This window comes from Olsenella sp. Marseille-P4559, from assembly GCF_900605015.1.
Lineage (GTDB): Bacteria > Actinomycetota > Coriobacteriia > Coriobacteriales > Atopobiaceae > Tractidigestivibacter.
In genome coordinates, this window is the sequence record NZ_LR027574.1 from 212,015 (window position 1) to 238,726 (window position 26,712).

At 61.1% G+C, this 26,712-nt stretch carries 21 protein-coding genes; 17 read left to right on the forward strand and 4 right to left on the reverse strand.

Features of this window, described 5'->3' with window-relative positions; translation table 11 throughout:
* Positions 1–97 precede the first annotated feature (97 nt).
* The 3 genes from gltX to E0E00_RS07180 form a co-directional block, all read right to left on the reverse strand.
* Positions 98–1,591: a glutamate--tRNA ligase gene (gene gltX / locus E0E00_RS07170; RefSeq protein ID WP_242622183.1), complete on the reverse strand. Its 1,494-nt coding sequence runs from the start codon at positions 1,589–1,591 to the stop codon at positions 98–100.
* Between the two features lie 78 nt (positions 1,592–1,669).
* Positions 1,670–3,850 (reverse strand): YhgE/Pip domain-containing protein, encoded by a 2,181-nt coding sequence (locus tag E0E00_RS07175; protein WP_165443604.1) that lies wholly within the window; start codon positions 3,848–3,850, stop codon positions 1,670–1,672.
* Entirely contained in the window at positions 3,847–6,819 is a 2,973-nt protein-coding gene (locus E0E00_RS07180; protein WP_130811861.1) for a YhgE/Pip domain-containing protein, read from the reverse strand. Before E0E00_RS07180 ends, E0E00_RS07175 begins: the two co-directional genes overlap by 4 nt.
* A 202-nt stretch (positions 6,820–7,021) precedes the next feature.
* Between E0E00_RS07180 and E0E00_RS07185 the strand changes: the two genes are divergently transcribed.
* From E0E00_RS07185 to E0E00_RS07235, 11 genes are all read left to right on the forward strand, one after another.
* Positions 7,022–7,834, forward strand: coding sequence for a TetR/AcrR family transcriptional regulator (locus tag E0E00_RS07185; RefSeq protein WP_165443605.1), 813 nt, complete (start codon positions 7,022–7,024; stop codon positions 7,832–7,834).
* A gap of 140 nt (positions 7,835–7,974) precedes the next feature.
* On the forward strand, positions 7,975–9,228 hold the full coding sequence (gene metK, locus E0E00_RS07190) for a methionine adenosyltransferase (RefSeq protein WP_130811863.1): 1,254 nt from the start codon (positions 7,975–7,977) through the stop codon (positions 9,226–9,228).
* 477 nt (positions 9,229–9,705) lie between these two features.
* Positions 9,706–11,808: a BglG family transcription antiterminator gene (locus E0E00_RS07195; protein WP_165443606.1), complete on the forward strand. Its 2,103-nt coding sequence runs from the start codon at positions 9,706–9,708 to the stop codon at positions 11,806–11,808.
* A 286-nt stretch (positions 11,809–12,094) separates the two neighbouring features.
* Entirely contained in the window at positions 12,095–12,568 is a 474-nt protein-coding gene (locus E0E00_RS07200) for a PTS sugar transporter subunit IIA (RefSeq protein WP_130811865.1), read from the forward strand.
* Positions 12,569–12,627: 59 nt separating this feature from the next.
* A complete protein-coding gene (locus tag E0E00_RS07205) occupies positions 12,628–12,918 on the forward strand; it encodes a PTS sugar transporter subunit IIB (RefSeq protein WP_130811866.1) in 291 nt (96 codons plus the stop codon).
* A 74-nt stretch (positions 12,919–12,992) separates the two neighbouring features.
* Complete coding sequence (locus tag E0E00_RS07210) at positions 12,993–14,399, forward strand: PTS galactitol transporter subunit IIC (protein WP_130811867.1); 1,407 nt, start codon at positions 12,993–12,995, stop codon at positions 14,397–14,399.
* A 102-nt stretch (positions 14,400–14,501) separates the two neighbouring features.
* Positions 14,502–15,173, forward strand: a complete 672-nt coding sequence (locus tag E0E00_RS07215; RefSeq protein ID WP_130811868.1) for a class II aldolase/adducin family protein — start codon at positions 14,502–14,504, stop codon at positions 15,171–15,173.
* Between the two features lie 108 nt (positions 15,174–15,281).
* The gene (locus E0E00_RS07220; RefSeq protein ID WP_130811869.1) at positions 15,282–15,884 is read left to right on the forward strand and encodes a hypothetical protein; all 603 of its coding nucleotides are present in this window, start codon (positions 15,282–15,284) and stop codon (positions 15,882–15,884) included.
* Between the two features lie 11 nt (positions 15,885–15,895).
* Positions 15,896–16,888, forward strand: coding sequence for a dihydroxyacetone kinase subunit DhaK (locus E0E00_RS07225; RefSeq protein ID WP_130811870.1), 993 nt, complete (start codon positions 15,896–15,898; stop codon positions 16,886–16,888).
* 37 nt (positions 16,889–16,925) lie between these two features.
* Entirely contained in the window at positions 16,926–17,576 is a 651-nt protein-coding gene (locus E0E00_RS07230; RefSeq protein ID WP_130811871.1) for a dihydroxyacetone kinase subunit L, read from the forward strand.
* Between the two features lie 98 nt (positions 17,577–17,674).
* On the forward strand, positions 17,675–19,378 hold the full coding sequence (locus E0E00_RS07235; RefSeq protein ID WP_130812631.1) for a dihydroxyacetone kinase family protein: 1,704 nt from the start codon (positions 17,675–17,677) through the stop codon (positions 19,376–19,378).
* Between the two features lie 236 nt (positions 19,379–19,614).
* Here E0E00_RS07235 and E0E00_RS07240 read toward each other — a convergent pair whose 3' ends face one another.
* Entirely contained in the window at positions 19,615–20,469 is an 855-nt protein-coding gene (locus tag E0E00_RS07240; RefSeq protein WP_165443607.1) for an alpha/beta fold hydrolase, read from the reverse strand.
* Positions 20,470–20,633: 164 nt separating this feature from the next.
* On the opposite strand from E0E00_RS07240, the gene E0E00_RS07245 reads away from it, so the two are divergent.
* Genes E0E00_RS07245 through asrC form a run of 6 tightly spaced genes read left to right on the forward strand, consistent with a single transcriptional unit; the run spans position 20,634 to position 26,293 of the window.
* On the forward strand, positions 20,634–21,545 hold the full coding sequence (locus E0E00_RS07245) for an ABC transporter substrate-binding protein (protein WP_130812632.1): 912 nt from the start codon (positions 20,634–20,636) through the stop codon (positions 21,543–21,545).
* A 2-nt stretch (positions 21,546–21,547) separates the two neighbouring features.
* A complete protein-coding gene (locus E0E00_RS07250; RefSeq protein ID WP_165443608.1) occupies positions 21,548–22,609 on the forward strand; it encodes an iron ABC transporter permease in 1,062 nt (353 codons plus the stop codon).
* Positions 22,606–23,367 (forward strand): ABC transporter ATP-binding protein, encoded by a 762-nt coding sequence (locus E0E00_RS07255; RefSeq protein ID WP_130811874.1) that lies wholly within the window; start codon positions 22,606–22,608, stop codon positions 23,365–23,367. The genes E0E00_RS07250 and E0E00_RS07255 overlap by 4 nt, the downstream gene beginning before the upstream one ends.
* 60 nt (positions 23,368–23,427) lie before the next feature.
* Positions 23,428–24,504, forward strand: a complete 1,077-nt coding sequence (asrA, locus tag E0E00_RS07260) for an anaerobic sulfite reductase subunit AsrA (RefSeq protein ID WP_130811875.1) — start codon at positions 23,428–23,430, stop codon at positions 24,502–24,504.
* Positions 24,497–25,294 carry an anaerobic sulfite reductase subunit AsrB gene (asrB, locus tag E0E00_RS07265; protein WP_130811876.1) on the forward strand — a complete coding sequence of 266 codons (798 nt, stop codon included), beginning with the start codon at positions 24,497–24,499 and terminating at the stop codon, positions 25,292–25,294. The genes asrA and asrB overlap by 8 nt, the downstream gene beginning before the upstream one ends.
* Positions 25,295–25,303: 9 nt before the next feature.
* On the forward strand, positions 25,304–26,293 hold the full coding sequence (gene asrC, locus E0E00_RS07270; protein WP_130811877.1) for a sulfite reductase subunit C: 990 nt from the start codon (positions 25,304–25,306) through the stop codon (positions 26,291–26,293).
* Positions 26,294–26,712: the final 419 nt, after the last annotated feature.

Sequence of the window (26,712 nt, forward strand, 5' to 3'; positions counted from 1 at the left end):
TCTCGTCCGCATACAACGTCTGCTACAGAACCTCCGCCGCAAAGGCAGCGAGAAACGCGCACCTCGGGACGAGCCTCCACTCCCGGGCGCACCGGTCCTACTCTGCTGCAATGCCCTCCGCACGCGCGAGTCGCGCAAGCGTGCGGTCACGGCCGAGGAGCGCGAGGGACTCTCCCATGGGAGGGGAGACCTGGTTGCCGCAGGCCGCCACGCGCACGGCACCGAAGAACTTCCGCTTGGAGGCGCCGAGCTTCTCGGGCAGGGCCTCAAGGGCAGCGTTGACGGCATCGACGTGCCAAGAGCCTCCATCAAGTGCGGAAAGCGCCTCTCTCGCCGCTGCCACGAAGCCGCGTGCACCAGCCTTGGCCAGGTTCTTCTCGACAGACTTCTCGTCGAGCGTGACATCGTCGCCCTCGTAGAGGAAGTGCGCCTTTGCCACAACGTCCGGTGCCACCACGGTGCGGGGCTTGAGCACCGAGGAGAGCAGGTCATACCAGCCGTCGTCGTGCGCAAGCGGACCCTCGGCGGGCTCGAGGCCGGCGGAGCGAAGCTCCGGCACAAGCACGCGCTCGGAGAACTCTCGGTCACTCATTGCCAGGTAGTAGGCCTGGTTAATGGCGTCGAGCTTCTTGGGGTCGAAGGTCGACGGGTTCTTGGAGACGTGATCGAGCGAGAACTCGCGTGCGAGCACGCCGCGCGGCACGATTGTGGTATCGCCGTCAAGCGACCAGCCGAGAAGCGCGAGATAGTTCACAAAGGCGTCCGAGAGGTACCCGGCATCGCGGTACTCCTCGACCGATGTGGCACCGTGGCGCTTGGAGAGCTTCTTGCCGTCCGGACCCAAGATCATCGAGATGTGCGCGAAGGTGGGCACGGGGGCACCCAGGGCCTCGTAGACCATGACCTGGCGTGGGGTGTTGGAGAGGTGGTCGTCACCGCGAATCACGTGGGTGATGCCCATCGTGGCGTCATCCACTACCGTGGCAAAGTTGTAGGTGGGGGTGCCGTCGGAGCGGAAGATGATGAAGTCGTCCAGCTCGCGGGCGTTAAACGTCACGTCCCCGTGGACGGCGTCGCGTACCACCACGTCGCCTCGGTCGAGCGGCACCTTGATGCGCAGCGTGTACGGCTCGCCCGCGTCGATGCGGCGCTTGGCCTCGGCGGGGTCGAGGTTGCGGCAGGTGCGCTGGTAGCCCTGGAACGGGTCGCGGCGCGCCTCTGCCGCGACCTTGTCGGCAGCGAGCCTCTCGGACGTGCAGAAGCAGGGGTAGGCCTTGCCCTCATCCCAGAGGCGCTGCGCCGCGTCGCGGTAGAGCTGCATGCGCTCGGCCTGGCGGTAGGGGCCATAGCCGCCGCCTACCTCCGGACCCTCGTCCCAATCCAAGCCCAGCCACCTCATGGCACGCAGGATGACCTGGGTGTTCTCCTCTGTGGAACGCGTGGGGTCGGTGTCGTCGACGCGCAGGATGAATGTGCCGTGGTTTGCGCGGGCGAAGGCCCAGTTGTAGATCGCGGTGCGCGCGCCGCCCACGTGGAGCTTGCCGGTGGGGGAGGGTGCAAAGCGAACGCGCACGTGCTTCTCGTCTGCCAAGGTGGTGCCTCTCGTTCCTCTCATCGTTCGTGTGTCCAGCCCATCAGTATAGACTCGGCCGCGAAGCCAGAGAAACGCCTACATGATCTTCGTCGACTCGAGCTTCTCGATGACCCAGTTGTTGAGGCGTACGACCGGCTTTCTCAAGAGTAGCCCCAAAGTGAGCGAGAGCACCACATAGACGCCGAGGATGGCCATCTCGATGAGCCAGGTGTACCCATAGAAGCCCCCGATGCACTCGTGCATGACCGCAATGGAGTGCACGAACGGCAACGTGGGGTAGAGGGTCTGGAACGCCTTGGGGAGCATCTCCACCGGGAAGGTGCCGCCAGATCCCGCCACCTGGATTACGAGGAGAAACACGCAGACGGCCTTGCCCACGTCTCCAAACGAGACCGTGAACGCGTACATGATGTTCACGAAGACAACCGAGACGAGGCAGCACGAGAGCACAAAGACCACGGGGCTTACGCACTGGATTCCCAGGTAGAAGAGGTCCCCCAGCGAGACGAGCAACGCCTGGAGAACGCCCAGGAGGCCAAAGAGGAGCAGGCGTCCCAGGTATGCATGGCGCGGGCGGGCGTCTGCCTCGGCAAGCTCGGCATCCGAGACCTGGACCTTCATCATGGCGACAAGGACAACTGCGCCAACCCAGATGGCAAGCGTCGTGTAGAAGCCGGCCATGGCCGATCCCGTGTTGGCGATGGGATAGATGGCCACGCGGCTGAGCCCCACAGGCTCGGAGAGGAACTTCGCTAGGTCGGTTGGGTCGGCCGAAAGAATTTGGCGGACCTGCTGGGCGTCTCCCGACCCGAGGGCGTCCGTGAGCTTCTGGGACAGCTGGTCGAGGTCGTCTGCCATGTTGTCGACCTGTGTCGCGGAGGAGTCGAGCATCTCCTTCATGTCAGAGAGGTCGCCAGACGTGAGCGATGCCGCGTCGCTCACGTCGCTCACGGTCTCCTCGAGCTTGGTCGAGACCGCGCTTGATGCGGTCGAGGCGTTGTCGATGGAGCTCGCAAGGTCCAAGAGCTCGGTTTGCAGGTCGCTCTCGAAGGTTCCCCGTGCGTCAGAGATCTCCTGGGCGTCCTGCGTGATGAGGGACGAGATCTCCTCGTGGTCCTCCTTGGCGCTCGAGACGCCGTCCTCGAGGTTCTGCGCGGAGGTACGCAGGTGCTCTGCGATGGACTGCTGGGTGGAAATCACGCCTTCGACCCGTGCAATCGTGGGGTCGAGCAGGGATTTGGCGTCTTCCGGCAGAAGGTCGCGCAGGTCCTTCAGGCTTTGGTCGAACTCCTGGTAGGCGGCGACGTGGGTGTCGATCTTCGTCGCGATGTCACGCAGCTTAGCTGCGCCGTCTGAGGCATCGGTCTCCGCGGCGTCAAACGCCTCGTCGACCGCCGAAGACACGGAGTCAAAGCTCTGCTGGCTCGTGGTGAGCGCCTCATCGATGGCCGCCGAGGCGGAGTCCACTGAGTCGCCCACCTCGCGTACGCCCTCGGCAGACTCCGAGAGCGCGTCGCGTACCGCCTCGGTCGAGGAGCCCGTGCCCTCGAGAAGCGACGAGGAGGAGTCGATGATCGAGCCCGCAGACGAGAGCAGGCTGGAGTAGATGCCCATGTGCGACGAGACCGTGCGCAGGTCGCCCGACGCCTTCGAGATGGCGTCGGAGAGGTTCTGGCTAATGTCCATGAGGTCGTCGTCGCTCACGTGGCCAGAGATCTCCGAAAGCGCACCTGCACCCACCTCGCCCAGGCTCTCGGCGAAGTCGGCCTGGATGTTGTTCTTCACAGCCGTCGCGGCCTTGTCCGTGACAATGGGGGCGATGGCGTTTTCCTTCTCGTTGCTGTAGTAGACGATGGTCGCCTGCTGGATGTCATCCGAGAAGACCGTGAGCATGTCCTTCGTGAAGTCCTCGGGGATGACGATGGCGGCGTAGTACTTCCCGCTGCGCACGCCCTCAACTGCGTCGTCCTCGCTCGTGACCACGTAGCCGATCGTGGTCTTCTGCGAGAGGTCACTGGCTACCCGCTCGCCGAGGTTGATCTTTACCGGGATGATGTCGCTCTGGTAACCCTCGTCCGTGTTGGCAACGGCGACCTTGAGGTTGCCCGTGTTGCCATAGGGGTCCCAGCTTCCCGCGATGTTGAACCACGCATAGAGCGACGGTATGACCACAAGGCCCACGCACACGATGAGGGCGATGACGTTTTTCGTGGCATGCTTCACGTCAAGGCAGAAGATGCGCCATATCCTTCTCATTTGCGGCCCCTCTTCCCACCCTTGTTGTGCCTCTCGTGCTTGTTGGACCTGCCGTGGCCCTTGTTCTTTCCCTTCCCGTGCTTCCTGGACGCACGCCTGTCCTTGCATCCGCGTTTGGTGACATCTTCTGGTTCGCCCTGCGTGGCCGGTGCCGCGGAGGTGGTCAGAGGGGTCTCTGCCTCTTCGACCTCGGGCTCAAGCGGTCGCTCCTCAAGCGGCTGGGTTGCCGAGGGCGCCCCGCCGCGCACGATGGTGGGTGCCTCGGCGTCGTCTGGGCTACCGCTGTGGGTGTCGATGAACTTGCGCAGCGCGAGTGTCGTCTGCGCGGCGTCGTTGCTCGCCGACTGTGCAGTCTCGGCATGCTTTGCCTGGACGCCCTGGACCGCGGCGCTCACGCGACGGTGCAGGCGCTCGAGGGGAGAGGCAAAGTACTCGTTGTCGAGCTGGTCTCCCAAGAGCCTGTACATTTCGTCCTTCGAGAGGCTAACCACGGCGGTCTTCCTGTGCATGGACTCGTGGAGGTACTCGACGATGATGAGCGCCGTGCAGAGAAGCACCAGGCAGACAATCCACACGATGAACCAGGGCAGCTTGTTGCCCACCGAGAACATGATGAGGGAAAGCCCTAGGGGCAGTGCCAGGAGCAGCACGAACCCAACACGGATGAGGTGCGGATAGGCAGCGTCGAACTGCGCCGCGCGGCGCGTGATCTGCGTGCGGTACTCGTCGGTATGCATAAGGGCCTTGATGAGCGAGGAGATGCGGTAGTGCTCGACCTCGATGCCGTCTCGCTCGCAGATCATGAGGTCCGTCTCGGCAAGCTTCTTGTCAAAGAGCGAGTTGATGTTCAAGAGGTGCCTGCGCCAGCCCACGCCAATGAGCAGGGCAGGGACAAGGTAGAGCAGAAGCATCCAGATGTCCTGCGCAAAGTAGTTGCCATAGTAGCCCGCAATGGTCTCGCGCATGGCGCGGATACCGTACGTGAAGGGCAGCCAGGGGTTTATCGCCCGGTAGAAGCCAGGCATCATTTCGATGGGGTAGGTGCCCGAGGAGCCGGGAATCTGCAGGATGACGAGAAGCACGCAGAGGGCCTTGCCGATGTGCTTGAACGCAACGGCGAAGGCGAAGATGATGTTCACGTAGACGATCGACTCGATGACGCCCGTGAAGACAAAGGCGACGGGATCGATGCACTGGATGCCCAGCATGAGGTCACCCACGGTACAGATGACGCCCTGAAGGGTGCCGAGCACGAGGAAGAGCAGAAGCCTGCCAAAGTAGCCCTGCCAGGGGGCAAAGCCACCTTCGATGTCCTCCTCGTCCACCTCGGCCTTGTAGATGGCGATAAGGACAAAGCCGCCAACCCACAGGGCGAGGTTCGTGTAGAAGGGCGCCACGCCCGAGCCATAGTTGGCAACGGGGAAGACGGCCTCGGAGTCAAGCTGCACGGGCGACGACATGAACGACGCAATACCGGAGGCGTCGAGGCCCAACAGCTGGTCCACACGCGAGAGGGCCTCGGAGCTCTGGATGGCTGAGAGGTCCGTGGCCACGTCACCAAGGGTCGAGCCCATCTCGTCGAGCGACTGCTTGGTGACGGTGAGCGTGTTCGAGGCCTCGGCGAGCGTGCTGTCGAGCTGCTCCAGCACGCTCTTCGTCTCGGAGATGGTGGGCGAGAGCGCACCAAGCGAGCCGGACAGGCTCTGCGCGGCGCTCGAGAAGCTGTCGAGGGCGCCGTTGAGTTGGGGGAGCGTATTCTGGCCGAAGCTTGAGTTCACGTCTACGAGCGTGGAGGTGCCTGTCTGGATCGACTCGTTCATCGCGTCGGAGAGGTCGGATACTGCATCGTTGGTGTCTCCGATGTCCTCGGCCGCGCGGGAGAGTTCGTCAACCGTCTCCTGCTCCTTGTCGACCTGCGCGCTAATCTTGTCCACCGCCTCGTCAAACCTGGGGCGGAGGTCCTCGGGAACCGAGGACGAGAGCGACTCGAGATCGGACACGAGGCGGCGGTTCTCGTCCACGAGGGACTGCGCCGTGGTAAGGGCGCCCTCCGCCGTGCCCTGGGCCTGGCCAATCTTGCCAGAGATCTTGCCGATTGCCTGGTTTGCGTCGCCCGAGATGCTTGCGATGCGCGTCGATCCGTCGAGCGCAGCATTGGTGACCGCCGTGGCAAGTGAGGTCGCATCGTCGCGGGATGTGAAGAGGATGCCCGTTGCCTCGGCGAGGCTGTCGCTTGCCTCGGACGAAGTGGAGTCGAGTTCGTCGAGGGTCGTCTCGGCGTCCTCTATGGCCTCGCGGGCAGCGCTCACGGTGTTCTGCGCATCGTCCATGTTCGACGAGAGCTCGCCTACGGTGTCCTCGACGCCACGGATGCGCGAGACGATGCTCGCTGACGCCTCCCCGGCGTCTCCCTTCGCGTCGGTGGCGAGCCCCTGGAGCCTCTCTACCACCACGTTGGTCACGGTTTGGACGAACGTCTCGTTAATCTGCGTCTCCACGGTTGAGGCGCCGGTGTCCGTGACCTTGGGGGCAATGGGGTTGACCTTCTCATTTACGTAGTAGGTGAGGTCTGGCGAGGCAAGGTCGCCCGTGAGGACCGACGTGAGGTCTTTGGTGAAGTCGGCGGGAATCACGATGGCGGCATACGAGCGGCCCGAGCTCACTTCCTCGAGTGCGGACTCCTCGTCCATGAAGACCCACTTGAGCTGGGAGTTTTTGCCCAGCTCCTCTACGACCATGTCACCGGCGTTGATAAAGCCAAGGTCGTCACCAGCGTCTGCACCTTGGTCCTTGTTTACCACGGCGATGCGAATGTCCTGCGTGTTCTCGTAGGGGTCCCAGTTCGCCATGATGTTGAACCAAGCGTAGAGAGAGGGAATCACGCATACGCCCAGAGTGACGATAACTGCCACGGGGTTGCGCAATATCCTCTTGAGGTCGCGCCATAGAATCTGAAATGACTTGCCCATGCTCCTCCGCTGCGTGTTGCCCGCCAGAATGCCAGGAACGTATTGATTTCCATCGTATATTTCTACACCTGTTGGTATCCCGAACGGCAGCGCATGAGACGTTATAGGCAAATTTTTTGAAAACTGCTCAAAAATTCTGACCCAGATGGTAGAATTCCGCGTTGTACATGAGCCTGCAAGGTGCGAAGTGGGGCGCAGTTGCATGAGTCTGCTTGACGAGAAGATGACGTCTGAGCTTGCCGACAGTTTGAAAAGGGCAAGTGATGCGGCGCGCGCGTCGCTCGAGGAGACTGTTACCAGGCAGACCACGAGGCTGCGCAGCAGCACGAAGACGCGCAAGAGCGCCGCAACCCGCGAGCGCATCATGGCGGCTGCTACGTCTCTTATGGTCGAGCGCGGCAACACCGACTTCCAGATGAGCGAGGTCTCTGCTCGCTGCAGGATGTCCAAAGGTGCCCTCTACTATTACTTTGCCGATAAGGATGCCCTGGTCGAGGCCATCTTCGACAGGTCCATTGACGAGCTTGTGGACTCCGTTGAGGCGGTAGTTGCCGGTGCCTCCTCTGCGCTTGAGTCGCTTGTGAGTCTCACGCGCGAGCTTACATGCCACATGAGCGCCGGAAGCCCGCTTGCGCTTGCCATGGCGCGCGAGGTCATCGACGCCAACAATAATGTCCTGCCGTCCATGGAGACGCACTTCGCGCGCATCATCTCCATCGTGAGCGCCCAGCTCGAGCGCGCCAAGGGAGAGGGCATGGTGCGCGAGGGCGTAAACAGCCGCCTCGGTGCCGTTGCCATCTCTGGTGCCTTCATCTTTGCAGCGCTCGAGGTGGCAAGCCTCGGCGATGATGCCCCTACCGGTGACAGGCTCGCGCACTCTCTTATCGACATAGTGCTCAACGGCATGGGGACCGAGACCGCGCATACGGCGCTTGTCTCCGTGGAATCCGCCGTCGATGCTGGCGGGGCCGCGACGCGGCCGCCCATCACAGCACAACCGTCCGTCTCGGGGTGACGAGACGCGGCCGGCGCGCTACCGTTGTGCGGGCGCGCATCTCGCCCAGGGGTTGAGACGCCGCATCTTTCAGTCATAATCGAGCGCCGATGCGGCGGTCGTTGTTGGCACGGGCCCGCCCGTGCGGAAAGGATACTGGAATGGCCCACAAGAACTACTACTTCACCTCGGAGAGCGTAACCGAGGGTCACCCTGACAAAATGTGCGACCAGATCTCCGATGCCATTGTCGACGCCATTCTCGCCAAGGAGGCAAAGCTCCAGGCAGCGGGCTATGTGGACGCGGACGGCAATCCCGCCAACGTCGACAACGTGCGCTGTGCCGTCGAGACCTTTGCCACCACCGGTACCGTTGTGGTGATGGGCGAGGTTCGCACCGAGGCCTACGTCGATGTTCAGAAGGTCGTGCGCGAAACGGTGCGTAGCATTGGCTACGACCGCGCCAAGTATGGCTTTGACTGCGATACCTGCGGAGTCATCAACATGATCCACGAGCAGAGCCCCGATATTGCGCAGGGTGTCGACGGCACCTACGCACGCGCCAACAACACCGACCCGCTGGACAAGATTGGCGCCGGCGACCAGGGCATGATGTTTGGCTATGCCTCCGACGAGACCGACGTTCTCATGCCCATGCCCATCTACCTTGCGCAGCGCATGGCCGAGCGCCTGGCGGCCGTCCGCAAGTCTGGCGAGGTTGGCTACCTGCGTCCCGACGGCAAGACCCAGGTCACGGTGCGCTACGAGGATGACAGGCCTGTCGAGGTCACGGCCATCGTGGTCTCCACGCAGCACGGCGCCAAGGCCGAGCATGGCCAGATTGAGCACGACATGGTCGAGCGCGTGATTGCCCCCGTCCTGGATGAGGTTGGTATCAAGTGGCGTGACGCCGACATCTACGTGAATCCCACCGGTCGCTTTGTGGTGGGTGGCCCCATGGGCGACACAGGCCTTACCGGCCGCAAGGTCATCGTTGACACCTACGGTGGCATGGGCCGCCACGGCGGCGGCTGCTTCTCCGGCAAGGATTGCACCAAGGTCGACCGTTCGGCTGCCTACGCTGCGCGTTGGGTTGCCAAGAACGTGGTTGCCGCGGGTCTCGCCCATAAGTGCGAGGTCGAGCTCGCCTATGCCATCGGCGTCTCTCATCCGTTGTCCATCATGGTCGACACCTTTGGTACCGGCGCGTATGACGACTCCGATATCGAGAAGGCTGTCGAGAAGGTCTTCGACCTGCGTCCCGGCGCCATCATCCGCGACCTCGACCTTCGCCGCCCGATCTTCCAGAAGACGGCTGCCTATGGTCACTTTGGTCGCAAGGACCCTGACTTCACCTGGGAGGCTACGAACCGCGTGGACGAGCTCAAGGCCGCCATCGCCGAGGTTGCCGAGTAGGGATTGCTTGGCCGGTTGTCAGTTTTTTCTCGCGTGTTTTGGTTGCCCCTCCGGTCGCAGCGAGCTGCGACCGGAGGGGCTTTTTGGTGGGGCGTGATGCGTTTGCCGCTCCCCAGCCTATCGTACGGCTCATCGACGTGAATGCGGTGGCCGATGCCCTCGGCCAGGTTGTGGACGCAGCAAACAGGGGAGAGAGAGGATCCTGCTTTCGCGTTTGCTGTCTCTCTGCTCGGAACTTCTTCGTTTGCAAGGTCCTGCAGCCTGCGAGCAATTCAGGGTTCAATCATATGTGGCAAACTTTGCTAGCATGTATGAAGTAGCTTCAAAGGGCTTTGAAAGCCTTTCCACTTTTTGAGATTTTCCCATGGGGCTAGGGTGAATTATCACCATGGGGCCATTTGCAAGCTCTTGTGTGTTTCTCCGCAACTCTGGTCGCATGTTCCTCGCCAAAATCGCATCGAGGGGATGTGTGCACACGTGAATGAGCGTACCGTCCAAATCGTACACAGGCTTTCTCAGTCATCTGATGACTGCACGCTGAGAGGCCTTGCCGAGGAGTTCGGCGTATCTGAGCGTACGATTCGCAATGACATCAAGTCCCTCAATCGTTTTCTTGGCGAGACCTCGATTGACGAAATCCATTTTGGTTCTGGTGGCGTGGTAGTCCTTCCCGAGGACTTCCAGCGCGTAGAGGGCTTGCTGCCCGTAAGAGATAACGTTACCTACAAGATGTCAAGCGACGAGCGCAAGGCCCTGGGTGCTGCGATGCTTGTCGGTTCAACTACGTACGTGACGCTTGCTGACATCGCAGAGCGCTTCTCGGTGAGCCGTGCCTCAATTCTCAATGACCTCGATGGGATCAAGCAGCTTGTGAGCGGGGCGGGACTTGAGGTTGAGTCCAAGCCAAGCCGCGGTCTCAAAGTCTCTGGCCCCGAGAGCTTGAGGCGCGACTTCCTGGTTGAGTTTCTTGATGCGAAGACTCCCATCGTCGAGCAATGGCTTCATTTTCCCGAGAACGCGTCCATGCGCGACGACGCCATCGTCGTGAAGAAGATCCTCAACGAGCAGTGTCACGCCTTTGGTCTCTTCATGCCTGACTCGACCTTTAGAAAAGCAACCAATGCCCTTTGCATTGCGGTGATGAGGAACAGGAAGGGAAAGGCGCTCGACCCGTCTGGGGCCAGATATCGCTCTCGGGAGGTGCAGTGTCCTGGGGACTTTGAGAAGAACGTAGTTGCCTACGTATCCCAATACTGTTGCATTGATATGGACAGCGGAGAGGTCTCGTATTTCTCAAACCTCCTAAGAGCCCTTCGCTTTCATGGAGACCAGCAGTTCAGTCTTGATGACCTTCAAGTGCAAAAGATCACAAGGGTCTTCATTCGCTGTATCTCCGAAGAGATATCAGTCGACTTGAATGGTGACTACGATCTCTTCGAGTACCTCTCTAATCACCTGGAATCGATGTTCACTACCGAACCCTCCCACTTTCCGGAGAATCCTGTGTTGCGGGAAGTGGTCGAGGATCAACCGACTGTCCTTGCTTCGGTGCGCAAGAACCTTGACATCCTCGAGGAGTTCGCCGGGCGGGAGATTACCCCTGTCGAGACGATGTACGTAGCCCTTCACATCTGCGCAGCGTTAGAGCGTCGTAAGAATCGGGGCGTACGTCCTCGCGTGGTTGTGGTTTGTGATGGGGGCATAGGAACCTCGCAGCTGCTGGCTGAGGAGCTGAGGGGACGGTTTGACATCAGGATCGTTAAGGTCATGCCTGCTCACGATGTCCCCTACATCGACACCTATCGCACGGATCTCGTGATTTCGACGGTGCCACTGGAGAACTGCCACGTTGACTCCGTCGTCATTCGACTTCCCATGAACGATCGGGAGTACCAACGAATACGCGAGAAGCTCGGGGGCATCGTGTCGTCATCCGACAGGGTGCTTGATGACAGCCCGGAGAGCCTCACCGCCCAAGGGCTTCTGGAGAGAATTGAGCCGATTATTCGGAGGGCGGTTCCGGATAACGAAGAAGTGCTCAAGGAGGTTCGCCTGGAAGTTCGACGTTATTTCAGGGAGGCACAGCAGCTTGAGGATCAGATTATTGCTCCGTATCTGCATCAGCTGCTCCCGCCAAGTCACATCAGGCTGGACGTTGAGGCTTCCGATTGGAGAGAGGCCATACGGGAATCCGCACGCCCCCTACTCGAGATGGGATATATAGAGGTGAGATACGCTGACGCCATGGTCGAGGATATGGAGCAGTACGGTCCGTATATGGCCCTCTCGCCTGGCGTGGCAATACCTCATAGCTCGCCTGACAATGGGACCATCAAGATGGGGATGAGCATGGTGCGCTTGGCCCATCCGGTGGAGTTTGGCAGCGAAGTGAACGATCCGATAGAGTTCGTGTTTACGCTGAGCGCAGTTGACCGGAAAACTCATCTCCGTGCTTTCGCAAATCTCATTGACATGGTTTCGCGGCCAGGAATCCCGCTCTTGAGTGAGTTGAGGAATGCCAGGAATCCAGAAGAGGCTTCGAAGGTGATTGAACGCTGTGAATTCCAGCTCATAAGCTGAGGGATTAAACATCAAAAAGTGAAGTAAGATACATGCTTCGGTGTGTGGCTTAATTTTATCGGTGAGCGTAATAATTAGGCCACTTTGCAATAGAAGGACCTACAACCTGCGCAAACAAGTTAGAAGAACATCCTGCAAACATCGTGAAAAAAGCTAAACAGACTACAAGGCTGCAGGGAATCGTGAAGAACCTTTCACTAGTGTGCAAGGCTTGTGCCCCATAGAATCTACGTCGACAGGGGGAAGCAAGGCATTTGGTGCCTTAGGGCATTCGAGGGGAGGATAGATGCTAGGAAAAGAGATTATCATGCGCGAGCTTGCCGAGATTGGCCTGGACGTAGACGGCTACGAACAGGTCTTCGACATTATGGGCGCACGCTTTCTCGAGAAGGGCTATGTCAACGACCGGTACCTTCCCACAATCAAAGAGCGTGAGGCACAGTATCCCACTGCATTGCCGGTCGAACCGTATCCCATTGCCATCCCGCACACGATGGCGCAGGCGATCATCAAGCCCTTCATCGCGCCGGTACGTCTTCTGCATACCGTTCCATGGGGTGACATGTCTGACCCCGAGAACAAGTTCGACGTAAAGCTCGTCTGCATGTTGGGCTTCAAGGATCCTGGCGAGCACATCGAGCTCCTCCAGATTCTGATGCATAACTTCCGGAAGCCCGAGTGGGTCAACCCTCTGTTCGAGGCGGAGACCGTGGACGAGTTCTACGACGACTTCGTAAAGATGGAGTGGACGCACGACTGAGAGCTTTGCGCAGTGCGGGAAAACAGTCGTTTCTTGGCCGTAGAGAGCAGGAGGAAACCATGACAGCAAAGATAATCGTTGCCTGCGGGAGTGGTGTTGCCACGTCTCAGACCGTGGCATCCAAAGTCAACCGCATGCTTGACAAAGACAGGATTGACGCACACGTTGAAGCCGTCGATCTCAAGAGTGTCGACCGCTATCTCAAGGACGCTGCCGCCTACATCACCATCGTGCGCGACAAGAAGACCTACGACCTTCCCGTCATCGATGGAATTGCATTCCTCACGGGGGTTGGCCAGAAGCAGCAGTACGAAAAGCTGCTCAAGGCGATTAGGGACCACAAGGGCTGAGAGGCCTGCGTATGACCCCCCGCCTGAGGGCGGGGGCTCGAAGAAACAGAACCCATACTGAGAGGTGAGAGCATATGGATCTTGCTGCCGCAAGCTCGTGGATTAACGGCTTCCTTAGCTCGGTAGGTGCAGCCGTCTTCGTGCCAATCATCATGATTGTCATGGGCCTCATCGTGAGGATGAAGCCCAAGGAGGCAGTCTCCGCCGGCATCCTTCTGGGCGTGGCCTTCACGGGCATGTCGATGCTCATCAGCTATATGGGCAACATCATCCAGCCCGTCGGCGAGGCAATGCTCAATAACTTGGGAATTGACCTCCCGATTCTCGACTGTGGCTGGACTACCATGGCGGCAATCGCCTGGTCGTGGCCTTATGCCATCCTCATGTTCCCGCTGATGATCGTCATCAACATCATCATGCTCGTTGCCAACAAGACCGACACCTTCAACGCCGACCTTTGGAACGTGTGGGGCAAGATCTTCACAGCCGTGGGCGTGGTTGGCCTTACCGGAAACGTGTTGCTCGCTTTCGTGATTGCTGCTATCCAGATCGTGTTCGAGCTCAAGACCGCCGACCTCTTCAAGGACGAGATTTTCGAGCTCACGGGCATTCCTGGCGTCACCTGCACCCACAAGATGGTCTTCCTGGCTGCCATCTTCTATCCCATCGACAAGGTTCTTCGTAAGATTCCCATCCTCAACCACAAGGCTGACGCAGAGGCCCTGCACGAGAAGATCGGCATCTTCGCCGAGAACCATGTGCTCGGCTTCATCCTCGGATGCCTCTTTGGCCTGCTGGGCGGCTATGACCTTGGCGCCCTCCTTACGCTCGGTGTCGAGTGCGCAATGTGCCTGACCCTCTTCCCCGTCATCTCCAAGTACTTCATGGAGGCCCTGTCGCCTATTTCCGAGGCCGTGTCCGACTACATGCACGGCAAGTTCGAGGGCCGCACTCTGGTCGTCGGCTTGGACTGGCCGTTCCTCGGCGGCTCCAACGAGATTTGGATCTCGGTCATCATCAGCATCCCCATCACGGTGCTCTTCGCCTTTATCCTGCCTGACAACAGGCTCCTTCCGTTCGCCGGTATCGTGAACACCGCTCTTGCCGTTCCCGCGTACCTGGTCACGAAGGGCAACCTGCCTCGCATGATCATCCTGAGCATCATTGGTATCCCCATCTTCTTGCTCGTTGGCACCGCATTTGCCCCGTTTGTCTCCCAGCTTGCCCTCTCCACGGGTGCTGTCGTGAAGGATGCACTTGGTGCCTCCGGCCTCATCTCCAACTCTGCGATCGATGGTCCCTGGTTCACCTATGCGTTCTCTCAGTTCCTCGACTGCATGAACGGCAACTACATCCCGCTTGGAATGCTGATCGTCTGGCTGGCTGGTTACTTCTTCATGTACCACGACACGAAGAAGGCCGCCAAGGAGAAGGCTGCCGCTGAGCCTGGCGAGGCTTCTGCCGAGGTTGCTGCCGAGTAACGGCTTCAACGCGAATCATGCCGGCGATGTCCTAGGCAGTTTTCAAATGGCCGACGGGCGCCAGTTGGTCCGTCGGCCATTCACTAGAGAAAGGAAAGCAACATGCTCGAAGATCTTAAGCTCAAGGTCATGAACGTTGCAAAGCAGGCTCAGCGCGAGGGAATGTGCAAGCACAAGTCTGGTAACTTCTCCGCTCGTGACGAAGAGACCGGCCTTGTGGTCATCACCCCCACGAGCGTTGACCGTGAGGCCCTGGTGGTCCCAGACATGATTGTGATGGACTTCGACGCAAATGTGGTCGAGAACCAGACGGGCCTACGTCCCACATCGGAATCCCTTATGCACCTCAAGATCTACCAGACGCGTCCGGACGTTAAGGCAATCGCACACACCCACTCGCAGTATGCGACTACCTTCGCCATCCTGGAGAAGCCCATCCCTGCCGTAGTGTACGAGCTCGCCACCCTCAACTGCTCCAAAGCCCGCATCCCGGTTGCGCCTTACGGTCGTCCTGGTACCCCGGCGCTGGCAGACTCCGTCGTCGAGCCCGTCAAGGAAGCTGACGTATTCCTGCTTCAAGGCCATGGTTCAGTTGCCGTTGACGAGGACAACATCGATGAGGCATACCTCAAGGTCTGCTACATCGAGGAGCTCGCCGAGCTGTACTACCATGCGCTGACCGTCAATGGCGGCAGGGAGCCTAAGTCCTTCCCGCCCGAGGAGCTCCAGAGCTGGGAGTATCCCAAGGAGATCAAGTTCCCCAACGCGAAGTAACGCCTTGCGCCTGGGGCTCTTCCTTTCCCAGCTGCCCGTCCACGCCTCTTGTGCGGGGCGGGCGGCTCTCTCGGCAGGGCCTACGTTGGCATGTCATGGAGGCAGAGCGTGAGTAAGAAGAGGACAAAGAAACGGAACGTTGCACCCTCCGGCGTCACGGGTTCCAAAAAGGCTCAAGATAGGCGCTCGTTCGAGCTCCCCAAAGTCAGCGAGACGAGGCATCCTGCCCCCATCACTGTCGGGGCGCGTATGGTGACCTTCGTAGAGCTGCTCGCCATCTGCGCAGTCTGGCTCTTCGTCGCCTTTAGGTTCTTTGCCAGCAAGGATATTTTTGGGACGTTCGTGATAGGCCTCGTCTATTTTCTCGGCGCCTTCTCCATGTACCTGGTAAGGGCTGCCCTGGAGGCCAAGCGTCGCTACGGGAAGGCTGACGGCAAGAGGCTCTTCTACTATAGCCAGATGGTGAAGGGAGACCAGAAGTGGTCCCTCTACATCGGGCTTTCCTTCTTTGCCGTTTCGATGGTGCTTCGTTGGCTGGCTCCGTCTCCCAACTTCGACATGGTGGGTATCGACATCGCCACGTCCTTCTACCTGGGATATATCTGGACGGCAAAGTACAAAGGGGAGGAAGCGCTTCCCTTCGCGTACATGGAAACCATCTTCCTCCTGCTCACCATGTTCACGAATTACATCGTCTACTTCTTTGGATGAGAGGATAAGCAATGAAGAAGATCATCAACGCTCCCGAGGATTACGTCGACGAGATGCTTCAGGGCATCTACGCCTCCCACCCAGACCAAGTGAAGTGTGTCGCAGATGACCTGCGCTGCTATTGCACCGCTCGCAAGAAGCCGGGCAAGGTTGCGATCATCACAGGTGGCGGCACCGGTCACCTGCCCCTGTTCTTGGGCTATGTGGGCGATGGTCTGATTGACGGTTGCGGCGTTGGCGGAGTGTTCCAGTCTCCCTCTGCCGAGCAGATCTACAACATCGCCAAGGAAGTCGAGGCTGGAGCGGGGGTTCTCTGCCTCTACGGCAACTACACCGGCGACATCATGAACTTTGACATGGCGTCCGAGATGCTCGAGATGGATGACATTGAGTGCAAGTCGCTCGTAGGAGCTGATGACGTTCTCTCGAACGAGAATCCCGAGGCTCGTCGTGGAGTTGCGGGCATATTCTTCATGTACAAGGCTGCTGGTGCTAAGGCCGACCAGGGCGGTGCGCTCGATGAGGTGTATGCAGCTGCAAAGAAGGCCGGGGACAATGTGAGGACGGTGGGTTTTGCTCTCACGCCTTGCATCGTTCCCGAGGTTGGCCATTCCAACTTCGAGCTCAAGGACGATGAGATGGCCTTCGGCATGGGCATTCACGGCGAGCCCGGCGTTTGGAATGGTCCTATCAAGACCGCAGACGAGCTTGCAGAGGAATCGGTGGGGGAGATTTTGAAGGACATGCCCGTTGCCTCGGGAGAAGAGGTTGCCCTTCTCGTTAACGGGCTTGGCGCCACTTCCGTCGAGGAGCTCTACATCCTTAGTAACTCCGTGAGGAAGCGGCTCAAGGCCAAGGGAATCAAGGTGTGGCGCTCTTGGACGGGGGAGTACGCGACCTCTATGGAGATGGCAGGTGCCTCCATCTCCGTCTGCAAGGTCGACGAGGAGCTCAGGGGATACTTCGAACACCCTGTAAACACCCCCTTCATCTGCCAGAGGTAGGCACCTTGGCCCATTCGATGCTTGGAGGCATCTAGGGATGGAAAAGATCACAGCAAACGATGTTCCGGCAATGTTCGATTGTGTCAGCAAACTATTTGCCGAGAAGAAGGACGAGCTCTGCCAGATGGACGCGGTAATGGGAGACGGTGACCTAGGCCTCACCATGAGCAAGGGCTATGGCGCACTCCCTGGGTTCCTTCGCGACTTCACCGGCGAGGGAGACATCGGCAAGATGCTTTTCAAAGGCGCAATGAAGATGCAGAACACCGTCCCGTCGACGATGGGAACCCTCATGTCGTCAGGTGTCATGCAAGCCGGGAAGTCCTTCAAGGGAAAGACCGAGCTGGTTCCCCCTGATATGGCTACCTACATAGAATCGTTTGCCGAGGGAATCAAGAAGCGCGGCAAGTGTGAGCTTGGGGACAGGACGATTCTCGATTCCGTCGATGCCGCAGCAAAGAGTGCACGCGCCCTCGTCGACCAGAATCCTGAGGCAAGCTTCCGCCAAGTCATGGATGCGGCTGTCGAGGGAGCAAAGGCAGGCTGCGAGGCGACGAAGGACATGCTGCCCAGGTTTGGGAAGGCTGCCGTTCATGCTGCAAAGGCGAAGGGCGTGATTGACCAAGGCGCGCTTGCCGGACAGTATATGCTTCAAGGGCTCCGCAATTACTTTGCAGATAACCAATAACAGCGACATGAGGACGGGACACTCCGCCCAATAGGGGGAGCGGGCGGAGAGGGAATCCATCTTCCCGCCCGTCTTTTTTGAAGGGATGCGTGAGATCCATGCTCTGCAACGATCCAAAGAGCTTTCGCGAGGACATGCTGAGGGGCTACGTGGCCGCATATCCGAAGTATGTTGCCCAGGTGCCCGGGGGAGTCGCCCGTGCGACGAGGATGCCCGCCGACAAGGTCGCAGTCATCAACGGAGGCGGCTCCGGTCACTACCCGGCCTTCTGCGGAATCGTGGGCGACGGGTTCATGGACGGGACCGTGGTCGGCAACGTGTTCACGTCGCCCTCGGCCGAAGACGTCCTCGGGGTCGCCCATGCGGTCGAGCAGGGGACGGGGCTCCTCATCGTCGGCGGCAACTATGCCGGTGACAAGATGAACTTCGACATCGCCCGCGACCGCCTGCGCGGAGGCGGCGTCGACTGCCGCACCGCCTACGTCACCGACGACGTGAGCTCCGCCGCACCGGAGGAGGCGTGCAAGCGCCGTGGGAACGTGGGGACGTTCATGGTCTTCAAGGCCGTGGGCGCCGCGGCCGCGGCGGGGCTGCCCCTCGACGAGGTGGAGAGGGTGGCGAGGGAGGCGAACGACTCCACCAGGACCATGTCCGTGGGGTTCCGCGGGTGCACGCTCCCGGGCGAGGACGCTCCGCTCTTCCACGTCCCGCACGGGCGCATGGAGGTCGGGCAGGGCATCCACGGGGAGCCCGGCGTCGGGGAGGCCGACCTCGAGAGCGCCGACGGGATAGCCGGCCTGCTCGTCGACCGCGTCCTCGCGGAGGCGCCCGAGGGCGGCAGCAAGAGGGTCGCAGCTATTCTGGACGGGCTCGGCTCCACCAAGTACGAGGAGCTCTTCGTGGTCTGGGGCACGGTGAGGAGGCTCCTCGAGGACAGGGGCTACACCCTCGTCCACCCGTTGGTCGGGGAGTACGTGACGTCGCTCGACATGGAGGGGATAGCGCTCGCCGTGGAGTTCCTGGACGACGAGCTGGAAGGGTACTGGCTCGCCCCGTGCGACACGGCGTCGTACCGCCTTGGTGGAGGGACGATGGCCTCGCAATCGCGTGCGACCTACGAGACGGGGCCAGGGGTGGAGGAGTCCTTTGGGCGCGGCTCCGCCGCGTCCGAGGCTGCCGCAGGGTATGTGGTGGGCGCGCTTGCCCGCATGCGCGACGCGGTAGCCGCCGCCGAGCAGGACCTCGCCAGGATCGACGGGGTGGCCGGCGACGGCGACCACGGACGCGGGATGGTGAAGGGGGCCACCTTCGCCGCCGAGGCTGCCGTGGCCGCGCACGCGCGCGGCGCTGCGCTCGGCTCCACCCTCCGCGAGGCGGGCCGAGCCTGGGCGGCCAAGGCCGGCGGTACCTCCGGGGTGCTCTGGGGCTCGGCGCTCGAGGCCGCTGGTGGTGCGCTGGGCGATGACGCGGATGCTTATGGCACGACTGACGCGGCAAGGGCGGCGAGGGCTGCACTTGCCAAGATGGAGGAGCTCGGCGGTGCACGCCCCGGCGACAAGACCATGCTCGACGCCCTCGGCCCGTTCGCTGACGAGCTTGGGCGCCAGGCGGAGGCAGGGGCCTCCCTCGGGAACGCCTGGGCCGCGGCCGCGGCGGTCGCCCAGAAGGCTGCCGAGGCGACCAAGGGCCTCGTCCCAAAGGTCGGGCGCGCCCGCCCGGCGGCAGAGCGCAGCCTTGGGACACCCGATGCGGGTGCCATCTCGATGGCGCTGTGCATGAAGGCGGTGCTTCCAAAGAAGTAGCGAGCTTCCTGTGGGAAACGGCCGGGAACGAATTGTGAAATGGTTCCCGTAGCTTCTTGGGACAATGCGTTGCGTTGCCGGGATGACACCGTCCCGGCAACGGCCCCGACATTGCTGGGAAACAGTCACCAAGTCGTGAATTCTCGACAGTCAAACACGCTTAACCTTCAAAATATCACGACTTGGTGACTGTCTCGTATAAATTCGCCGGTTAGCCGGTCTTAAACGGCGAAATACTACGGGACGAGAAGGGAGAGGAGCTCGCGGCTCACGTCATCGGGGGCGCACTTGGGCAGCACGTGGTCGGCCCCGGGCACCACGACCTTGCGCGCGTAGGGAATTGCGTCGACAATCCGCTGCGTCTCGGCGGGATTGATGCAGTCGAACTCACCTACCATCACGGTAACGGGGCAGCCAATCGAGCCAAGCGACTCCGCCGGAATGTGGGGTTCGTCCAACATGAGGCGCATAAGCTGGGCGGTCATTCTCGCCTCCTCGATACTGGGGGTCATGATAGAGGGGTCAATGCCCTCAGGTCCGTCTTCCAGCCATGCCGCCCATGCCTCGCTCTGCTCGGCGGTGCCTTCTATGTCCCAGTCGTCTTCCGCAAGCACGCCCTCGGGCGTGAGGTTTGCGCCCATCGAGAGCACCGAGGCCACGCGCTCTGGATGGTCACGGGCCATGAGTAGGGCTTCTATGGCACCGTCCGAGAAGCCCACTACGTGCGCACGCTGCACCCCCAATGCACCGAGCACGAGAAGCGCGTCGTCTGCCATGAGCTCATAGGTGAGGGGGGAGCTTCCGCGCGTGGACGCACCCTGTGCGCGCGAGTCCACGCCAATGGCGCAGCGCCCTTTATCGACGAGGGCGTCTATCTGCGCGCCAAAGATGCCGTGCTCCTCTCCGTTGCCGTGGAGGAAGAGGACCGGATCCGCTTCCACCCGCCCCTCGACCGGGCCATACACGAATGTGGCAATCTGGGCCCCATCGCCAGTCTCGACCTTGCGCGCCACACGGGGCGCGACGGTGGGGCGCAGATAGTAGCTGGGGAAATGCGGCTGAGGCGGAATGGGCGCTACGGTGCTCGGCATGGGCTTCCTCTCTATGACGACGAGAACGACGGCATGGCTGCCCAAGTTCTTCATTTCGTTGCTATGCCAACAGAAACACGAGCGTTTGAGCAGATATCATTAAGCCATCTGCGTGGCTACAGGACAAGGCGACTCTGATATCACACTACCATGTGGGAGGGCCCATGCTCGAGAGAAGAGATTTCCTGCGCTTGTCAGCGCTTCTGGGTTGCGGGCTTCTCACCGGGTGTGCTACGCAGCCAAGTGCGGACACCGCACCGCCACCGGACTCGACTGGGACCGCAGATGCCGTCGACGAAATGCGCATCATTGCCACCTCTCGCTCGCTTGCCCAGATGGCGGTCCTTGCCGGCATGCCGCCCGTGGGCGTCACCGAAGATGCCACCGGTCTCGACGGCCTACCCGAAGACGTGGAATCTGTGGGCACCATCGCGCAGCCGAGCCTCGAGAAGATCGTTGCGCTCAAGCCCACGCTCGTGCTGCTCACTGCCGAGATCCCCGCGCAGAAGGAGCTCGAGTCCGGCCTGGACGGTGCGGGCATTGCGTGGCGCGACGTCGACGTGAACAGCTTCGACGACTACGCAAGCAACATGGCCGCACTTACCGAGACGAGCGGGCGAGACGACCTCTACCAGGCCAACGTCACGGACGTCTCGAATGCCATAAGCGGGGTCGAGGCAAGCGCGGCAGGCCTGCCCCAGGTGAGCTACCTGGCGCTTCTCATCTCGTCTACCAAGGCAAAGGTCGCCAAGAGCGGCTACTTTGCCTGCGAGATCTTCGACAACCTGCAGATGGCGAACATCGCCGAGGACGACTCCTCGTTGGATGACCTCTCGGTCGAGGCAATCGTTGCCGCCGACCCCTACTACGTCTTTGTCATCCCTCGCGGGGACGAGGATGAGGCCAAGGGGGTCTTCGAACAGGATTTCCAGGCTCAGCCGGCATGGTCGTCCCTCTCGGCGGCTCAGGCGGGCAGGGTCAACGTCCTGCCCAAGGACCTCTTTGAGTACAAGCCAAACGAGCGCTGGGCAGAGGCCTACTCCTACATCCTCAGCGTGCGAGAGCAACAGGGGTAGTCGTGTCCAACGGTGAAGAGGGGCGATACGAGAGGAGCCACTGGGCGTGCGTTCTGGGTGCCGTCGCGCTCGCGCTCGCCTCGCTCGCCTCGCTACTCAAGGGCACCTCGGCGCTCGGCTCGTCCGAGGCGTTTCAGACGCTTGGCCTCCTCGTCACCGGCCGCGCTGCAGATCCCACGGCAACGCTCGTCCTTATGGGTGTCCGCCTGCCTCGTGTGGTTGCGGGGGCGTTCTGCGGCGCGGCGCTGGCATCATCGGGCCTCCTCCTGCAGGCGTCGCTCGACAACGACCTTGCCTCGCCGGGTGTGATGGGCGTCAATGCCGGGGCGGGCCTGCTCTGGCTTGTCGCAGCCCTCTGGCTGCCAGGACACCCTATCCTGAGACAGGCCATGGCCTTTGCCGGCGCGCTTCTCGCCACGCTTCTGGTGTACCTGGTCTCGCGTCGAGCGGGGAGCGGCCGCAGCACTGTGGTCCTTGCCGGCGTTGCGGTCTCGAGCCTTATGGCGGCAGCCATCGACGTGATTGTGGTCGTGTGGCCGGAATCGGTCACGGACCGCGTGTCCTTTACGCTTGGCGGGCTTTCCGGGGTGACCTACCAGAGCCTTGCGGTGAGCCTTCCTGCCATGGCGGTGGCGCTTGTGGCCGGGGCCTGCCTCGGCCGTGGCATAGACCTGCTTGCACTGGGTGACGAGGCCGCGCACGGCCTTGGTCTTAATGTGCGCGCCTGCAGGCTGGGAGCCATTGTCTGCGCCGCGCTTCTCGCCGCCTCGGCCGTATCCATCTGCGGCCTACTCAGCTTTGTTGGCCTTATCGTTCCCAATCTCATCCGCATGTGGGCGAGACCCACGACCCGCCAGGGGCTCGCACTTTGCGTCGTGTGGGGCTCGGCCCTGCTGGTTGCATGCGACCTCGTGGCACGGACCATCGCATTTCCCTACGAGCTTCCGGTCGGCCTGGTGCTCGCACTTCTCGGCGCGCCGTTCTTCCTAGGGCTTCTGTCGCGGCGCAGGTGCAGGCATGGCTCACATTCTGTCACGGCGCGTCGCAGGGGTGATGCCGCATGATTGACGTGCGGGGCCTCTCGTTTGTGCGCGAAAGCGGCTTCTCCCTTGCCGTTGACTCCCTCGAGCTCAACGACGGCCAGGTGAGCACCCTCGTGGGCAAGAACGGCTGTGGCAAGTCCACGCTTTTGCGCTGCCTTGCCGGCGTGCTCCCGCACGAGGGGAGCGTGGTCGTGGACGGACTTGACTTGGGGAAGCTCAGCCACCGGGAGCGGGCACGCCACCTTGCCTATCTACCCCAGAAGCTCGGCGCTCCGCGTATGGATGTCTACACCCTGGTGTGCCACGGTCGTTTTGCCACGCTCGGTGCTGTAAGGACGCTGGGCGAGAAGGACCGTAGCCTGGTGCGTCACGCCATGGAGCTCACGGGCGTGTGGAAGCTTCGTGACCGGCTCCTCGGGGATGTATCGGGCGGCGAGTTGCAATGCGCCTATCTTGCTATGGTTGTCGCCCAGGACGCAGGGACACTCCTTCTCGACGAGCCGTCCGCGCACCTTGACGCCCACAGGCGCTGGGAGCTCGCCACGCTCTTCCGCCGCCTTGCAGGAGAGGGTCTGGCGGTGGTGGTTGCGACCCACGACGTGGAGTCGGCCTTCTCGTATGCTGACAAGGTCTGCCTCATGGCCGAGGGGCGCGTGGTTGCCCAAGGACCGCCAGGCCTTGTCGTCATGAGTGGAGCCGTGCCGACGGCGCTGGGCGTTGGCATGGCAGAGCAGGACGACCCGCAACTCCTGTGGAGGTATGTGCTCACGCACGCGTGAGCGCCGCACTCACAAGAAAGAGGATGCGTCCCGGCCGGGACGCGGAAGAGAGGGGAGACCATGGGATACGTGCTTGATGGGGAGGGGCTTGACGGGCTGGTTCGCGAGCTTGCCCGTGACCACCTCGTCTTTGCTCCGGTGAGAAGGGTGGGTGCAGGGCGCTTCACCGACGTTGACCAGGTAATCTACGATTTCGTGGATGACGCCTCGCAGGTCGAGCTCGACGCGAAGAGCGACTACTCGTTCAAGGAACTGCTCACACCGCTCTCGCAGACGCTCTTCTACTACACCGAGGACCAGGTGAGAGAGGCTAGCGACGTTGGTGCAGCCAACGACTCCGCCGTGCGCGGTGACGCCCGCGAGGTTCTCGTGCTCATGCGCGCCTGCGATCTCCATGGCGTGAAGCGCCTTGACGCGATGTATCTGCACAACGGCCCCGAGGATAGCTTCTACCGTCGCATCCGCGACCGCGTTCGCTTTGTGCTTCTCGGCTGCCCACAGACCTTCGAGCACTGCTTCTGCGCAGACATGGGCACAAGCGTCGCACCCGACTGCTGGGAGTTCTCGCTCGAGCGCTTGGGCGACGGCTACGCCTGTGCCGTGGCAAACAAGTCCTTCCGACCGCTCTTCGAGCGTCATGCCGCACGCAGCCAAGACGTTGTTCCCGCGCACGTCAGCACAAACGAGGTGCACGTGCGCGTCCCCAAGTCCGTGCCCTTGGAGCTTCGCTCCAGTGACGTGTGGGACGAGTACAACCACCGCTGCATCGGCTGCGGCAGGTGCACCATCGTGTGCCCCACCTGTACGTGCTTCACCATGCAAGACGTGGCCTACACCGAGAATGGTAGGGTTGGCGAGAGGCGCCGTGTGCAGGCCAGCTGCATGATTGACGGCTACTCGACGGTTGCCGGCGGGGCAAGCTACCGCAAGCAGCACGGCGAGCGCATGCGCTTCAAGGTGCTCCACAAGGTGTGCGACTTCCGCCAGCGCTTTGGCTACGACATGTGCGTGGGCTGCGGGCGCTGCGACGACGTATGCCCCGAGTACATCAGCTTTGCCGCGTGCGTCAACAAGCTCACCGACGCCGTTGACGAGTGGGACGCCCAGCACGAGGGGAGCGTGGCCTGCGATGCCTAGCAACAATCCATACCTACCCTTTGCCTCGAAGGTGATCGAGATCATCAAGCACACCGAGAAGGAATACACCTTTCGCATGGGCTTTGGCGGAGAGGTTTGCCCCGGCCAGTTCTTCGAGGTCTCCGTCCCTAAGTACGGTGAGGCGCCCATCAGCGTGAGCGGCATTGTGCCCGGCGAGTCGGTCGACCTCACCATTCGCCGCGTGGGCGTGGTGACCAGCGAGGTCTTCGAGGCCTACGAGGGCTCGACGCTGCTTTTGCGTGGGCCCTACGGAAACGGCTTCGAAGTCGAGCGCTACCTAGACGGGGAGTGCGTTGTTGTGGCCGGTGGCACGGGTGTGAGCCCCGTGAGGGGAGTCGTCGAAGCCTTGGCCGCAAGCGCCACACCCAAGGACAAGCACGTGATCGTGGGCTTTCGCAGTCCCTCCGACATGCTCTTCCGCGATGACCTTGCACGCTGGGATGGTCTTCTGGACCTCACCCTTACCGTGGACGGCGCACCTGACGGCTACGAGGGCAACGTTGGCTTGGTAACCAAGTACATCCCCGGGCTCCCTCTGCGTGACCCCTCAATGGCGCAGGCAATTGTCGTAGGCCCGCCGCCCATGATGCGCTTCTCCGTGAAGGGCCTTCTCGAGCTGGGCCTTGCAGAGGAGAACATCTGGGTGAGCCAGGAGCGAAAGATGTGCTGTGGCCTGGGCAAATGCGGTCATTGCCGCATAGGTGAGAAGTACGTGTGCCTGGATGGGCCCGTCTTCAACTACACCCAGAGCAAGCAGTTGCTGGACTAGGAGGCCGTCATGATTCAGGACATCGACGTCAAGGCCATGAAGAAGAACGCGTTCCGCGTGAGCAAGGAGCGCGGCATGGCCGCCAGCCGCGTGCGCGTGCCAGGCGGCCTTGTGAGCGCCAAGAGCATGGCGCGCATCGTCGAGATTGCCGAGGAGTACGGCAGGGGGGAGATATTCCTCACCAACCGCCAGGGGGTGGAGATCCCGGGCATCCACATGGAAGACATGCCCAAGGTAAACGAGAAGCTCAGGGCCATCATCGAGGACACAAAGATCAACCAGGAGGACACCTCCCAGGGCTATCTGGCCAGCGGCACGCGCAACGTCGTCGCCTGCCCGGGCAAGCGCCTGTGCCCGTTTGGCTGCTACGACACCACCGCATTCGCGCAGCGCATGGACCACGAGATCTTTCCCAACAACCGGCACGTGAAGGTGGCCTTCACCGGCTGCTCAAACGACTGTGCGCACGTGGCTCTCAACGACTTTGGCATCATCGGCATGACCGAGCCCCAGTACGACCCTAACCGCTGCATCGGCTGTGGGCAGTGCGTCGACTGGTGCCAGCGGCGCTCGGTGAGCGCCTTGAGGCTTGAGAAGGGCAAGGTCGTGCGCGACGAGGACCGCTGCATAGGATGCGGCGTGTGCGTGGTCTACTGCCCCACGCGCGCCTGGACCAGGAGTCCCGAGCACTATTTCCGTCTCAAGATCATGGGACGCACGGGCAAGCAAAACCCGCGCCTCGCGCAGGACTGGCTGCGCTGGGTGGACGAGGGCTCCATCGTGAAGATTGTGAAGAACACCTACGCCTTCATCGAGGAGTACATCGACCCCAATGCGCCCGAGGGCAAGGAGCACATCGGCTACATCGTTGACCGTGTGGGCTTTGACGAGTTCTGCGCATGGGCGCTCAAAGACGTCGGACTGCCCGAGAAGTGCCAGCGTGCAACACGCGTCTACTGGGACGGCAAGCACTACGACCGCGACAACAGCCTGCGATGAGACAAAGGGAGTTTCCCTTTGTCTCATGGAAGGGGGCCGCCGCACAGGCGCCCTTCTTTTATCGTCTTACTTCTTGTCGGCAATATCTTTGGTGATAGCTCCGGTCTTGCTTTTTAGAGCCTCCTTTTCACGTGAGTTGAATTCTGACAACAGCGTTGTCAGAAACCCCTCTTTTCTTCTGCACTTGTCGGCACCACTCGAAAAGAACGACGGAGTCTTATTCCTACGTGTTCTCGACGGATGCAACATTATTTCCTTTGGATTGCCTCTTAGTTTAATTGTCTAACCAAGAGATCATTAGAATGAACGGAGAACTTGGTATTTACGCAGGTTAGACCCTAAGCATCATCTATTAAAGCTCATCTTTGCCATTTCCTCTGCTCCGATTGGTCATTGTTGCCATATTGAATGGCACGTAC

Excerpts from the sequence above, each read along its gene's own strand:
- E0E00_RS07175 (WP_165443604.1), bottom strand. The coding sequence starts at position 3,850 with ATGAGAAGGATATGGCGCATCTTCTGCCTTGACGTGAAGCATGCCACG.
- E0E00_RS07180 (WP_130811861.1), bottom strand. The coding sequence starts at position 6,819 with ATGGGCAAGTCATTTCAGATTCTATGGCGCGACCTCAAGAGGATATTG.
- E0E00_RS07185 (WP_165443605.1), top strand. The coding sequence starts at position 7,022 with ATGAGTCTGCTTGACGAGAAGATGACGTCTGAGCTTGCCGACAGTTTG.
- metK (WP_130811863.1), top strand. The coding sequence starts at position 7,975 with ATGGCCCACAAGAACTACTACTTCACCTCGGAGAGCGTAACCGAGGGT.
- E0E00_RS07200 (WP_130811865.1), top strand. The coding sequence starts at position 12,095 with ATGCTAGGAAAAGAGATTATCATGCGCGAGCTTGCCGAGATTGGCCTG.
- E0E00_RS07205 (WP_130811866.1), top strand. The coding sequence starts at position 12,628 with ATGACAGCAAAGATAATCGTTGCCTGCGGGAGTGGTGTTGCCACGTCT.
- E0E00_RS07210 (WP_130811867.1), top strand. The coding sequence starts at position 12,993 with ATGGATCTTGCTGCCGCAAGCTCGTGGATTAACGGCTTCCTTAGCTCG.
- E0E00_RS07215 (WP_130811868.1), top strand. The coding sequence starts at position 14,502 with ATGCTCGAAGATCTTAAGCTCAAGGTCATGAACGTTGCAAAGCAGGCT.
- E0E00_RS07225 (WP_130811870.1), top strand. The coding sequence starts at position 15,896 with ATGAAGAAGATCATCAACGCTCCCGAGGATTACGTCGACGAGATGCTT.
- E0E00_RS07230 (WP_130811871.1), top strand. The coding sequence starts at position 16,926 with ATGGAAAAGATCACAGCAAACGATGTTCCGGCAATGTTCGATTGTGTC.
- E0E00_RS07235 (WP_130812631.1), top strand. The coding sequence starts at position 17,675 with ATGCTCTGCAACGATCCAAAGAGCTTTCGCGAGGACATGCTGAGGGGC.
- E0E00_RS07240 (WP_165443607.1), bottom strand. The coding sequence starts at position 20,469 with ATGCCGAGCACCGTAGCGCCCATTCCGCCTCAGCCGCATTTCCCCAGC.
- E0E00_RS07245 (WP_130812632.1), top strand. The coding sequence starts at position 20,634 with ATGCTCGAGAGAAGAGATTTCCTGCGCTTGTCAGCGCTTCTGGGTTGC.
- E0E00_RS07255 (WP_130811874.1), top strand. The coding sequence starts at position 22,606 with ATGATTGACGTGCGGGGCCTCTCGTTTGTGCGCGAAAGCGGCTTCTCC.
- asrA (WP_130811875.1), top strand. The coding sequence starts at position 23,428 with ATGGGATACGTGCTTGATGGGGAGGGGCTTGACGGGCTGGTTCGCGAG.
- asrB (WP_130811876.1), top strand. The coding sequence starts at position 24,497 with ATGCCTAGCAACAATCCATACCTACCCTTTGCCTCGAAGGTGATCGAG.
- asrC (WP_130811877.1), top strand. The coding sequence starts at position 25,304 with ATGATTCAGGACATCGACGTCAAGGCCATGAAGAAGAACGCGTTCCGC.